This is a genomic window from Azoarcus sp. DD4, from assembly GCF_006496635.1.
Taxonomy (GTDB): domain Bacteria; phylum Pseudomonadota; class Gammaproteobacteria; order Burkholderiales; family Rhodocyclaceae; genus Azoarcus.
Genome location: NZ_CP022958.1, coordinates 3344403 through 3357003, shown reverse-complemented (window position 1 = coordinate 3357003; position 12601 = coordinate 3344403). Strand labels below are relative to the sequence as shown.

Annotated in this window: 9 protein-coding genes; 8 read left to right on the top strand and 1 reads right to left on the bottom strand. The window is 68.1% G+C overall.

The features are described from left to right. The first annotated feature begins 160 nt into the window (after positions 1 to 160). The 8 genes from CJ010_RS15480 (at position 161) to CJ010_RS15445 (ending at position 11133) form a co-directional block, all read left to right on the top strand. Positions 161 to 1057: a LysR family transcriptional regulator gene (locus CJ010_RS15480; RefSeq protein ID WP_168224971.1), complete on the top strand. Its 897-nt coding sequence runs from the start codon at positions 161 to 163 to the stop codon at positions 1055 to 1057. Between the two features lie 151 nt (positions 1058 to 1208). Then, on the top strand, positions 1209 to 2915 hold the full coding sequence (locus CJ010_RS15475) for a thiamine pyrophosphate-requiring protein (protein ID WP_141018869.1): 1707 nt from the start codon (positions 1209 to 1211) through the stop codon (positions 2913 to 2915). A gap of 52 nt (positions 2916 to 2967) precedes the next feature. After that, positions 2968 to 4425 (top strand): benzaldehyde dehydrogenase, encoded by a 1458-nt coding sequence (locus tag CJ010_RS15470; protein WP_141018868.1) that lies wholly within the window; start codon positions 2968 to 2970, stop codon positions 4423 to 4425. A gap of 100 nt (positions 4426 to 4525) precedes the next feature. After that, the gene (locus tag CJ010_RS15465; RefSeq protein WP_141018867.1) at positions 4526 to 5563 is read left to right on the top strand and encodes a TRAP transporter substrate-binding protein; all 1038 of its coding nucleotides are present in this window, start codon (positions 4526 to 4528) and stop codon (positions 5561 to 5563) included. Between the two features lie 83 nt (positions 5564 to 5646). Then, a complete protein-coding gene (locus tag CJ010_RS15460) occupies positions 5647 to 6612 on the top strand; it encodes a ketopantoate reductase family protein (protein WP_141018866.1) in 966 nt (321 codons plus the stop codon). 38 nt (positions 6613 to 6650) lie between these two features. Beyond that, on the top strand, positions 6651 to 7772 hold the full coding sequence (locus CJ010_RS15455; RefSeq protein ID WP_141018865.1) for an alpha-hydroxy acid oxidase: 1122 nt from the start codon (positions 6651 to 6653) through the stop codon (positions 7770 to 7772). A gap of 297 nt (positions 7773 to 8069) precedes the next feature. Then, positions 8070 to 10541, top strand: coding sequence for a PAS domain S-box protein (locus CJ010_RS25300; RefSeq protein ID WP_141018864.1), 2472 nt, complete (start codon positions 8070 to 8072; stop codon positions 10539 to 10541). A gap of 154 nt (positions 10542 to 10695) precedes the next feature. After that, positions 10696 to 11133, top strand: coding sequence for a response regulator (locus CJ010_RS15445; protein WP_141018863.1), 438 nt, complete (start codon positions 10696 to 10698; stop codon positions 11131 to 11133). Here CJ010_RS15445 and CJ010_RS15440 read toward each other — a convergent pair. Next, positions 11130 to 12560: a PLP-dependent aminotransferase family protein gene (locus CJ010_RS15440; protein ID WP_141018862.1), complete on the bottom strand. Its 1431-nt coding sequence runs from the start codon at positions 12558 to 12560 to the stop codon at positions 11130 to 11132. The genes CJ010_RS15445 and CJ010_RS15440 overlap by 4 nt on opposite strands. Between the last annotated feature and the right edge of the window lie 41 nt (positions 12561 to 12601).

Below are 12601 nucleotides of genomic sequence, written 5' to 3'. Positions count from 1 at the left end.
TAGACCACTCGGGTTGCGGGGGTAACAGTCTCAGTCTGTCGGGTTTTGTTGCGTAACAGTTTTCCGGGGCTAGGGAATGCCGCTGCCGGCGCGCCGCGCGGTTTCAGCTGCGGTGTCGGCGCAGCCGATACAATCGAGGCTAGGCTTTGACATAGACGCCATGAATATTCAATCGGTAGACCTCAATCTGCTCAAGATCTTCGAGGCGGTATATCTGGAGCGCAACGTCAGCCGGGCGGCGGTCCGGCTCGAGCTGACGCAGCCGTCCGTCAGCCACGGCCTGACCCGTCTGCGACTGCTGTTCGGCGATCCGCTGTTCGTACGGACCCGTTCGGGCGTCGAGCCCACGGTCGTGGCCGACCGTATCGCCGGCCCGGTGCAGCAGGCGCTGCGCGTACTGCAGACCACACTGGACGAGCATGCGCACTTCGAACCCGCCAGCTCCGGCCGTACCTTCCGCCTGCACATGAGCGACTTCGGCGAGGTGATCTTCCTCCCGAAGCTGATGCGCGCATTGCTGGAGCGCGCGCCCGGGGTACGCATCGAAACGCGGCAGCTCGGCGGCGTGGAGCTTGCCGCTGCGCTGGATAGTGGCCAGATCGATCTCGCCATCGGCTATCTGCCCGTCCTCGATCAGGGATTCGAGTGTCGCCATCTGCTTGCGGACGAATATGCGGTCATTGCGCCCCGTCACCTGATCCCGTCCGGCGGCAAGGGGGAGAACGCCTTCAACGGACTCGACTTCATCGCCGTGACCTCCCATCCGCAGACGCTGGCCATCCTGCGCGAATGCGGCCTGCTCGAGCGGGTCAAGCTGTGGGTGCCGCATTTCATGGTGGTGCCGGCGATTCTTGCCGAGCGCGACTTCGCCGCCGTCGCCCCGCGCGAGGTGGTGCATGCCTTCAGCCCGCGCAGCCGTGTGCGCAGCTTTCCCTTGCCCGCCCTGCAACGCGGGATGGACGTCAATCTGTACTGGAACCGGCGCTATTCCGGCGACCCCGGACATGCCTGGATGCGCGAGCTGGTTGCCGACCTGTTCGACCGCGAGCGCAGGTAGCCGCACATTCCGTTGAGCGGGACGCCTGGCGGCATCCCGCCATTATCGACGGCATCTATATCTCACGTATGGCCTGCTGAATTGCCGCGCCCCGCCTGCCCTCCTAAGGTGACGACCAACCGACACCGGTATCACCCAGGAGAGGAGACGAATGTACACAACGGGTACGGCATTTCTCGAGGCGCTCTACGAGCGCGGCGTCCGCCATCTGTTTGCCAACTTGGGCAGCGACCATCCGGCCATCGTCGAGAGCATGGAGGAGGCGAAGGCCGCATCGCGCGAGGTGCCCGCGCTCATCACCTGTCCCAACGAGATGGTGGCGCTCAGTGCGGCCCAGGGTTACGCCCAGGTCACCGGTCAGCCGCAGGCCGTGCTGGTTCATGTGGAGTGCGGCACGCAGGCGCTCGCGGGTGCAGTGCATAACGTCGCCAAGGCAAGGGTGCCGGTGCTGATCTTTGCCGGCGCGTCGCCCTTCACCCAGGAAGGCGAATTGCGCGGCAGCCGCAACGAGTTCATCCAGTGGATACAGGATGTGCATGATCAGCGCGGCATCGTGCGCGGCTACACCCGCTACGACAACGAGATCCGCACCGGCCGCAACGTCAAGCAACTGGTCTATCGCGCGATGCAGATTGCCTGCAGCGACCCGAAGGGGGCGGCCTACCTGACCGGGGCGCGCGAGGTCATGGAAGAGGAAGTGCCGCGGGTCGAGCTCGATGCCGGGCAGTGGCAGCCGATCGCACCCTGCGCCCTGCCGGAGCAGGGGCTGCGGGCGCTGATCGCGGATCTCGCGACCGCCCGTCATCCGGTGGTGGTGACGTCCTTCCTCGGCCGCAGCGCCGCCGCCGTGGCCGAGTTGGTGAAGCTGGTGGAGCGGCTCGCGATTCCGGTCATCGAGTCGGTGCCGTCCTATGTGAACATTCCGGCGGATCACCCGATGTACCTCGGCAACCAGTGGAATGCGCCGCGCCAGAACGAAACCCTGGCCGCAGCCGACCTGGTGCTGGTGATCGACAGCGACGTGCCCTGGATTCCGCTCGTGAACCGTCCGAGCGAGGATGCGCGCGTGTATTACATCGACGTCGATCCGCTCAAGGAGCAGATGCCGCTGTGGTACATCCCGTCGCGGCAGGTATTCCGGGCGGATGCGGCCACTGCGCTGGCCCAGATCAATGCCGGTGTCGCCGATGTGGCGCTCGATGCGGATCTGGTGGCGGCGCGGCGCGAGCGGATCACGGCACTGCATCGCCAGCGCGACGAAATGCTGAGGGCGCGCGAGGTGGCGGGGGAAACCATCACCCCAGCCTATCTTGCCGCCTGCGTGCGTGACTTCATCGACGACGACACCATCGTCTGCAACGAAGGCATCTCCAATTACGACGTCATCATCGATCACCTCGGCATGCGCCGCCCCGGCAGCATGATCGCCAGCGGCGGCGGCTCGCTGGGCTGGAACGGCGGCGCGGCCATCGGCGTGAAGCTGGCCCACCCGGACAAGACGGTGGTCGCGATGTGTGGTGATGGCAGCTACATGTTCACCGTCCCGTCCAGCGTGCACTGGATGGCACGCCGCTATGCCACGCCCTTTGTCCAGATCGTGTTCAACAACGGCGGCTGGAAGTCCCCCAAGTTATCGACCCTGGCGGTGCATCCGGACGGCTATGCCAGCCGTTCGTCCGACCTGGGCGTGAGTTTCGACCCGCCGGCCGATTACGCCGGTATCGCCGCCGCGGCCGGCGGCGCCCTGGCGCTCAGGGTGTCGCGCCCCGAGGAGTTGCGGGACGCCCTGGCCCAGGCCTTCGCCGCCGTCCGTGGCGGCCGCTCCGCCGTGCTGGATGTTCAGCTCGACCCCCTGTAGTCCCCGTCGGGTGCAGGCGCCCGACCCAACAAATCAGACAGGAGACATCAAGATGCATACGCTCATGGATCAGGCAGTCTGGCAGGACAAGCTCATGTGCGACGGATGGCGCACGAGCGACGCCCGGGCGGCGGTTACCGACAAGGCCACCGGCGAGCAGATCGGCAGCATCGGTGTGGCCGATGCGCAGTCGGTGGTGCGCGCCGCGGCCCTTGCGCGCGCCGCCCAGCCGGCGTGGCACGCCATGCCGTACGAGGATAGGGCGGCGATCTTCCGCAAGGCGGCGCGGTTGGTCGAAGAGCACTGGGAGGAACTGGCCACCTGGATCGTGCGCGAAAGCGGGGCCATCCGTCCCAAGGCCGATGTCGAACTCAAGGCGGCGGTCGGCATCCTGTACGAGGCGGCCGGCATGCTCACCGAGCCGCAGGGGCTGCTGCTGCCGAGCAATCCGGGGCGCATGAGCTTCGCGCGGCGCCTGCCTCATGGCGTGGTGGGCGTGATCGCCCCCTTCAATTTCCCCCTCATCCTGGCGATACGCGCGGTGGCGCCGGCGCTGGCCACCAGCAACGCGGTGCTGCTCAAGCCGGACCTCCGCACCGCGGTGTCGGGCGGCGTGCTGATCGCCCGCATCTTCGAGGAGGCGGGCTTGCCGGCAGGCGTGTTGCACATGCTGCCGGGCGGTGCGGATGCGGGCGGTGCGCTATGCACCGATCCGAACATCGCCATGGTGGCCTTCACCGGGTCCACCGGCGTCGGCCGCACGGTCGGCGAGTTGTGCGGGCGCCACCTCAAGAAGGTTTCGCTCGAACTCGGCGGCAAGAATTCGCTGATCGTGCTCGACGACGCGGACCTCGATCTGGCCGCCGGCTGCGCGGCGTTCGGCGCCTGGCTGCACCAGGGCCAGATCTGCATGGCCACCGGCCGCATCCTGGCGCACGAGTCGATCGCCGAACAGCTGATTGCGAAGCTGGCCGAAAAGGCCGACCACCTGCCGGTCGGCGACCCCGCCAGCGGCCGCGTGGCGCTCGGGCCGATCATCAGCGATGGGCAGTTGCGCCAGATCGATGCCGTCGTGAAGGACAGCGTGGCCGCGGGCGCCAGGCTGTGTGCCGGCGGCACCTACGACCAGCTGTTCTACCGGCCGACGGTGCTGGCCGGGGTGAAGCCGGGCATGCGTGCGTTCGAGGAGGAGATCTTCGGGCCGGTGGCCTGCGTCACCACCTTCCGCGACGAGGATGAAGCCGTGGCACTGGCCAACGCCACCGAATACGGCCTCTCGGCGGCGGTGATCTCGCGTTCGACCGGGAGGGCGCTGGCGCTGGGCAATCGCCTCAATACCGGCCTGCTCCACATCAACGATCAGACCGTGGCGGACGAGCCCCATGTCCCATTCGGCGGCCGGGCTGCCTCGGGCAACGGCGGCCGCGTGGGCGGGCCGGCCAATTGGGAAGAGTTCACCCAGTGGCAGTGGGTCACCGTCAAGGATACGCCGCCGGCCTATCCATTCTGATTCCGCATCGGCCGCCCGCGCCCGCCCGACGGCAGGCCGCGGGCCGTACAGGAACACCGGCCCCGATCGAGCGTGGCCGGCATAACGCGAGGAGACAAAAATGAACTTCAAACGCAATGCAGTCGTGCTGGCCACGCTCTGGGGCAGCCTGGCAGGTGCCGCAGTCGCTGCAGACGAAGTGGTGCTGAAGGTGCACCACTTCCTGCCGCCCAGCGCCACGGCGCACAAGAACTTCATCGAGCCGTGGTGCGCGAAGATCGCGGCCGAGTCGGCCGGCCGGCTCAAATGCCAGATCTATCCGGCGATGTCGCTGGGCGGAACGCCGCCTCAGCTGTTCGACCAGGCCAAGGACGGCATCGCCGACATCGTGTGGACGGTGCCCGGCTACCAGGGTGGCCGTTTCCCGGTGACCGAACTGTTCGAGCTGCCGTTCATCACCCGCAGCGCCGAGCGCAGCAGCCCGGTGGTCTGGAACATCCTCACCAAGTACGCGGGGGACGAATACAAACCGGTGAAGCCGCTCATCTTCCACGTCCATGACGGCGCGCAATTGCACACCACCAGCAAGCCGATCAAGGTACTCGCGGATTTTCAGGGGATGAAGCTGCGCGCGCCGACCCGCCAGTCGACCCGGCTGCTGAAGGAACTGGGCGCCACGCCGATCGGCATGCCGGCGCCGCAGGTGACCGAGGCCCTGTCCAAGGGCGTGGTCGACGGCGCCATGCTGCCGTGGGAGGTGGTGCCGCCGCTGAAGGTGCATGAGGTGGTCAAGTTCCATACCGAAACCGACGAGTCGATGCCGATGCTGTCGAACACCGTCTTCGTGTTCGCGATGAACCCGGCCCGGTATGACAAATTGCCGCCGGAGCTGAAGAAGGTGATCGATGCAAACAGCGGTGTCGAGGCCTCCGCATGGGTCGGCAAGGTGTTCGACGAAGCACGGGTGGTCGGCAGGAAGCTGGCGCAGGAGCGCGGCAATGCGATGTACGTGGTGCCGCCGGCCGAGCGGACGGGCTGGCTGGTGGCCGGCGAGCGGGTCGCCGCGCAATGGGTGGAGGAAACTGCGGCCAAGGGCTTGCCGGCGAAGGACATCCTTGCCGAGGCCAAGGCCGCGATCAACGCCCGTCAGGCTCACTGAGCGGTCCGGCGCACCGCCGGCCGCGGGCAGCCCACGGTTCCGGTGTGCGCCGGATGTCCTTGCGGAACGCTGTTGGAGAAGACATGAAGAATCACGACACTGCAGCGGCGGACGGGGCGCCGCGCGTCCTCATGCTTGGTGCGGGGGCAATGGGGTCCCTGTTCGGCGGGCTGCTGGCCGAGGTCGGCGTGCCGGTCACGCTGGTGGACATCAACGCGCTGCACCTCGACGCCATTCGCCGGGATGGCCTGCGACTGGTGACCGATGGCGGCGAGCGGCGCGTGCGGCTCAATGCTTGCCGCCCGGATGAGGTGCAGGAGACGCCCGACCTGATCGTGGTGTTCACCAAGGCCATGCACACCGATGCCGCGCTGGGCGGCATACGGCGCTGGATCGGACCGGAAACGCGCATCCTCAGCCTGCAGAACGGCCTGGGCAACGGCGAGCGGATCTGCGCGCATGCGGCGGCAGATCGTGTGGCGATCGGGATGACCACCTGCCCGGCCGACCTGTGCGGCCCCGGCCATGTCGAATCGCACGGCCAGGGAAAGATCCGCTTCACCCGCCTGGACGGCGGTCAGGACGACGCCCTCGAGCGCCTTGCAGCCCTGTTGCGTCGCGCGGGCCTCGACTGCGCGATCGATCCGATGGTAAACACCGCGATCTGGGAAAAGGTCGCCTTCAACGCGGCCTTGAACAGCATCTGCGCGGTCACCGCCTGCGCGGTCGATGCCATCGGCCGCACGCCGGCGGCGCAAGCCCTGGCCCTGGACATCGTGGATGAAGTCCTCGCGGTGGCGCGTGCCGAGGGGCTCGCGGTCGATGCAGACAGGGTCCGTGCAAGCGTGCTGCATGCCGTCGGCCATCATGTCGGCCACAAGCCGTCGATGTTGCAGGACGTGCTCGCCGGGCGACCGACCGAGATCGAGGCTATCAACGGGGCGGTCGTCGCCCGCGCCGAGTTGCGCGGCATCCCTACGCCGGCTACCCGCGCCCTGCTGGCCCTGGTCAGGCTCATGGAGGCCGGTCGAAATACGCCGTTGGCCTGACCGGCCGGAGATTCCGAATTTTGTTGAATGAAGGATGAATGGATATCGATGATCTGCGTCGGCAGGCGCGGCGCTTCCTGCCCCGATTCGTATTCGATTTTCTGGAGGGCGGGGCAGGGGATGAAACCTGTCTGCAGGAGAACCTCGCCGCCCTGCGCAACATCAGCTTGTGGCCGAGAGTGCTGCGCGACACCTCCGGGATCGATACCTCGATCGAAGTATTCGGTGAGCGCTGGCGCTTGCCGTTTGCCGTCGCGCCGACCGGGTTCAACGGACTGTTCCGGCCCGACGGCGACATCCTGATCGCGCGGGCAGCCGCGCGCGCGGGCGTTCCCTTCAGCCTGTCCACCGCATCCAACGCGCGCCTCGAGGAGGTGGCAAGGCAGGCGGACGGACTCCGCTGGCTGCAGCTGTACGTCATGAGCGACCGTTCGATCGCGGAGCAGATCATGCGGCGGGCCTGGACAGCCGGCTATCGGGTGTTGGTGCTTACGGTGGATGTGGCTGTAAACGGGTATCGGAAACGCGATATCCGGAATGGTTTTCGCCTGCCGTTCCGGCCGGGACTGATGACCGCCCTCGATCTCGCCCGTCATCCGCGCTGGATGCTGCAGTTTGCCGGGCGGCCGTTCCCGAATTTCGCCAACCTCAGCGAACACCCCGATACGGCAGTTTCGGCCCAGGTGCAGGCCGCACTGCTCAATCGCACCATGGACAGGACGCTGGCGTGGGACAGCCTGAGCTGGGTGCGGGCCCACTGGAAGGGGCAGGTCGTAGTCAAGGGCGTGCTGCACCCGGACGATGCCGCGCGTGCGGTTGCCGAAGGCGCGGACGGCATCGTGGTGTCCAACCACGGTGGCCGCCAGCTGCAGTCGGCCCCCGCCGCCATCGAGGCCTTGCCGCAGGTGGTCGAGCGGGTCGATGGCGCGGTTCCCATCTTCGTGGATGGCGGTTTCCGTTCCGGCGAGGACGTGGCGAAGGCGCTCGACAGGGGGGCGAAGGCGGTGTTCCTCGGTCGTCCCATCCTCTACGGTCTGGCCGCCGCCGGCGAGGCCGGCGTGGACCGTGTCTTCGACTGGCTGCGGGATGACCTTGAGCGGACCATGATACTGATGGGGCGACGGAGCATCGACGAGCTGGCCGCCGGGGGGCGATCGTGACGCGCGTTGCTGGGCGTCTCTGCACCTGAGCCCCGCTTGGCCGTTGGCCGGGACGGGGCTGGATTCGAACCGGTCAGCCGCCACGGCGATGGATGCTCCATGAATAGGGAAAACCCGGGATTTCAGAACTACGATGGAATGAAATGATTGCGAAGAAAACGCGTTTGCGGGCAAGGTGACGCGTAAGGCTCTCACTTGATCGGCATGCTCCGGTCTTGGGCGAGCGGCTCCTGTCATCGTGCGGGAGCACAGTGCGCATAGCGTGCGTGGCCAACTTCTACGGTGGATGGTGGATTGATGCTGCTGCGTAGCTTCCTGATCCGTCTGGTCTGGCTGTGCCTGCTGCCGCTGCTGATGCTGGCTGTCTATATGGCGGTCGAGACGATCAAGGCGGAGCGGCAGGAGCGCGACACCGAGGCGCTCAACCTGGCCCGCAACCTGGCCACCGCCATAGACCAGAACCTGCGCGCACGCATCGGTGCCCTGAATATCCTGGCGGTATCGCCGCTGATCGACGACCCCGCGCGCTGGCCGGAGCTCTATCAGGAAGCCAAGGGCTTTCTCCAGAGTTTCGGCAGCCATGTGATCCTTGCCGATGCCCAGATGCAGATGCGCTTCAACACGCGCGAGCCTTACGGCACGGCGCTGCCCCGGTTGCCGCGCCCCAGCGGGCAGGCGGCGGTGCCGACCGCCTTCGCCACCGGCGAGCCGGCGGTCGGCGACATGTTCGTCGGGCCGGTCAGCAAAGGGGAACTGGTCGCGATCGCGGTACCCAGCCTGCGCGAAGGCCGTCAGCCGCTGGTGGTGCTGACCGTGGTGGAGGCCAGCCAGTACCGGAAGCGGCTCGAGCAGGTGGCGCTGCCGGCCGGCTGGGCGGTTTCGCTGATCGACGGCAAGGGCGATGCGATTGCCCGCCGCGCGCCCGACCCGGACGAGGCGCCGGCCGGCGACGATGCCGAGCGCTTCGTGGTCAAGTCGGAACTGTCGCCGTGGTCGGTCGTGCTCGAGATTCCCGGCGAGGTCTATCGCGCGCCGCTGGTTTCGGCGGGCGTGGGCCTGGCCATCGGCGTGCTGGTGGCGACGCTGACGGGTGCTGTCGGCGGCTTGTTCGCCAGCCGCCGGCTGGGCGCGGCGGTTGCGGCGCTGGCCGACAGCGGCGCGGACGGGCGCGCGCCGGCGGGCATCACGGAGATCGCCGCGGTGCGCCGCATGCTCGATCGTTCGGCCGAGCGGCGGAAGGAGGCCGAGACCGCCAGGCTGGCGAGCGAACGGCGGTTTCGCGCCACCTTCGAGCAGGCTGCCGTGGGCATTGCGCTGGTGGGGCCGGACGGGCGCTGGCTGAAGGTGAATCCGAAGCTGTGCGAGATCGTCGGTTACGGCCACGACGAATTGCTCACCAAGTCCTTCCAGGACATCACCCACCCCGACGATCTGGCATCCGACCTGGCCCAGGCGCGGCAGGTGCTCGACGGCGGTGCCGAAAGCTATTCGATGGAGAAGCGCTATCGGCGCAAGGACGGCAGCAGCGTATGGGTGAACCTGACCGTCGCCCTGGTACGGGACGAGGAAGGCGAACCGGATTACTTCATCTCGGTGGTCGAGGACATCCAGCGCCGCAAGGAGGCCGAGGCGGCGCTCAAGGAACGCGAGGCGGCGCTGAAGGAAGCCCAGCGCCTGGCTGCACTGGGCAGCTGGTCGTGGAATCGCGACACCGGTGAGCAGGTCTGGTCGGCGGAGCTGTACCGGATCTACGGGCGCGATCCGGCGCTGCCGCCCGTTCCCCAGTCCGAAGCGCACGGCTATTTCTCGCCGGAGGGGTGGGCGCAGATCACCGCCGAGGCCGACGCGGCCCTGGCAACCGGTCTGCCCTTCGAATGCGACGCCGAGATCCGCCGCGCCGACGGCGGCCTGCGCTGGGTCACGATACGCGGCGAAGCGTCGCGTGCGGCCGACGGCCGGGTGACCGGGCTGCACGGTACCGTCCAGGACATCACCGAGCGCAAGCAGGCGGCCGAAGCGCTGCGCGAACTCAATGCCAGCCTGGAGCTGCGGGTCGAGCAGCGCACCGCCGCACTGACCGCCGCCAACCAGGAACTCGATACCTTCGCCTACGCCGTGTCGCACGACCTGCGCGCGCCCTTGCGCGCGATGAACGGGTTCTCGCAGGCTCTGGTCGAGGATTACGGTGACTGCCTCGATGGCGAGGCCCGGCGCTATCTCGACCAGATCTGCATCGCCAGCCGCAAGATGGCGGACCTGATCGACGGCGTACTCGCCCTGTCGCGCAGCGCCCGTGGCGAACTCCGGCATGACACCATCGATGTGTCCGGCATGGCTGCCGGCATACTCGCCGAGCTGGCACGCGTCGAACCGGAGCGCACGGTCGCGACCGAGATCGAGCCCGGACTCACGCTGTGGGGCGACCCCCGCATGCTCGACGCTGCCTTGCGCAACCTGCTCGGCAATGCCTGGAAATACACCGCGCGGACGGCGGCACCGCTGATCCGCGTCCATGCCGGCGAACTCGACGGGCGGCCGGCCGTGTGCGTGAGCGACAACGGCGCCGGCTTCGACATGGCCTACGCCGACCGCCTGTTCCAGCCCTTCCGCCGGCTGCACCGGCAGGACGAATTCCCCGGCATCGGCATCGGGCTGGCGACCGTGCAGCGCATCGTCAGGCGCCACGGCGGTGAGATACGCGCCACTGCGGCGCCGGGCCAGGGCGCCACCTTCTGCTTCACCTTCGCCGAGCAGGATGCGGCCGCATGAGCGCGGACGCAGCACGCACGAGCCTCATCTGCCCGGCCGCTGCTGGCGGCCGGGGCATGTTTACGGTCGCGTTGGCCGCGGCCGGCTACTGCCGTGAAACGCTTGCGGTCTTGCAGTTGACTGCCGTGCCCCGGGGCGGCGATGGAGGATCAAGATGACTAGAAAAGCCATCCTGCTGGTGGAGGACAACCAGCAGGACGAATTCCTGATCCTGCGGGCCTTGCGCAAGATCAACCTGGTCAATGAGGTCGACGTGGTCAGGGACGGCCAGCAGGCGGTGGATTACCTGCTCGGCGAGGGCGAATTTGCCGACCGCGCCGGTGAGTCCCTGCCGACCGTGGTGCTGCTCGACATCGGCCTGCCCCGCCTGTCCGGCCTGGAGGTGCTGGCCCGCCTGCGTGCCACTCCGCGCACCGCGCTGCTGCCGGTGGTGATCCTGACCTCGTCCGACGAGGACAGGGACCGCCTCAGGAGCTACGAGAACGGCGCCAACAGCTTCGTGCGCAAGCCGCTCGATTTCGGCGAGTTCGTCGAGACGGTGGCGAGGCTGGGCGTCTACTGGCTCGCCACCAACGACGCGCCGCAGCGCTAGCTGGCGAGCGGGGCGACATCCGGCTGGGTCAGCATCGCCCCCAGCCGCTGCATCGCCCGCTCGATCCCGTCCGACCAAGGATGGCCGAAGTTGAGGCGAATGCAGTTGCGGTACTCGCGCTTGGCCGAGAAGATCGGCCCAGGCGCCAGGCTGATGCCTTCGTCCAGCGCGCGCCGGTGCAGCGCCAGGGCGTCGCAGCCCGGCGGCAGTTCCACCCAGGCGAAGTAGCCGCCGCGCGGCCGGGAGAGGCGGGTGCCGGCCGGGAAGTGGCGTTCTATCGCGGCGGCCATCGCAACTTCCTGCAGTTCGAGCGCGCGCCGCAGGCGCCGCAGGTGTGGGTCGAAAGCGCCTTCGCGCAGGAAATCCGCCAGCGCGATCTGCACCGGGATGGTGGTGGCCAGGCTGGCGGACAGTTTCAGCCGCTGGACTTTCTGCGCATAGCGGCCGGCGGCGACCCAGCCGACACGGTAGCCGGGCGCCAGGCTCTTGGAAAAGCTCGACACGTGCAGCACCAGCCCGGTGCTGTCGAGCGCCTTGGTGGGCAGCGGGGCGTGACGGTCGAAATGGAGCTCGGCGTAGGTGTCGTCCTCGATCAGCGGGACGTCGTGGCGGCGCAGCAGCTCGAGCAGCGCGCGGCGGTTGTCGTCCGGCACCAGCGCGCCCATCGGATGCTGGAAGTTCAGCATCAGCAGGCAGGCCTTCACCGGATGGTGGCGCAGCGCGTCGGCGAGCGCGGCCAAGCTGACGCCGTCGCGCGGGTGGGTCGGGATCTCGATCACCCGGAGGCCGCGCCGTTCGATCATCTGCAGGCCGGCGTGGAAGGTGGGCGATTCCACCGCGACCAGGTCGCCCGGCCGGGTGGTGGCTTCCAGGCAGAGGTTGAGCGCTTCCATCGCACCGGATGTGACGACGATCTCGCCCGGCGGCAGGGCGACGCCGTTGGCGAGGTAGCGCAGCGCGATCTGGCGGCGCAGTTCGTCGTTGCCCGGCGGCAGGTCGGTGACGGTGGCGCGCGGGTCCATGTGGCGCGCAGCGGCGGCGAGGCAGCGGCCGAGTTTCTCCAGCGGATAAAGGTACGGGCTGGCGAAGCTGGAACCGAGCGGCACCACCGCCGGATCCTTCACCGCTTCCAGGATCTCGAAGATGAAGTCGCTCACTTCGAGCTCGGTCGAGGCGCCGACCGGCCGCGTCATCTCCGGCTCGGCGAGCGATCCGAGCTGGCGCGGGCGCACATAGTAGCCGGACTGCGGCCGCGCTTCGATCAGCCCGCGGCTTTCCAGCAGGTAGTAGGCCTTGAGTACGGTGGCCGGGCTGAGGCGCTGCGATTCGCAGGCCTTGCGCACCGAGGGCAGGCGTTCGCCGGCGCGCAGCACGCCGTCGCGGATGCGTTGTTCGATGTCGAGGACGAGGCGGTCGTAGAGATGCATGGGCGGGCGGGGCGTAGCGGACGGAGTTCGTGCTGCCGTCT

Coding starts and splice junctions, on each gene's coding strand:
- CJ010_RS25300 (WP_141018864.1), top strand. CDS start 8,070: ATGCTGCTGCGTAGCTTCCTGATCCGTCTGGTCTGGCTGTGCCTGCTG.
- CJ010_RS15460 (WP_141018866.1), top strand. CDS start 5,647: ATGAAGAATCACGACACTGCAGCGGCGGACGGGGCGCCGCGCGTCCTC.
- CJ010_RS15440 (WP_141018862.1), bottom strand. CDS start 12,560: ATGCATCTCTACGACCGCCTCGTCCTCGACATCGAACAACGCATCCGC.
- CJ010_RS15480 (WP_168224971.1), top strand. CDS start 161: ATGAATATTCAATCGGTAGACCTCAATCTGCTCAAGATCTTCGAGGCG.
- CJ010_RS15465 (WP_141018867.1), top strand. CDS start 4,526: ATGAACTTCAAACGCAATGCAGTCGTGCTGGCCACGCTCTGGGGCAGC.
- CJ010_RS15470 (WP_141018868.1), top strand. CDS start 2,968: ATGCATACGCTCATGGATCAGGCAGTCTGGCAGGACAAGCTCATGTGC.
- CJ010_RS15455 (WP_141018865.1), top strand. CDS start 6,651: ATGGATATCGATGATCTGCGTCGGCAGGCGCGGCGCTTCCTGCCCCGA.
- CJ010_RS15475 (WP_141018869.1), top strand. CDS start 1,209: ATGTACACAACGGGTACGGCATTTCTCGAGGCGCTCTACGAGCGCGGC.
- CJ010_RS15445 (WP_141018863.1), top strand. CDS start 10,696: ATGACTAGAAAAGCCATCCTGCTGGTGGAGGACAACCAGCAGGACGAA.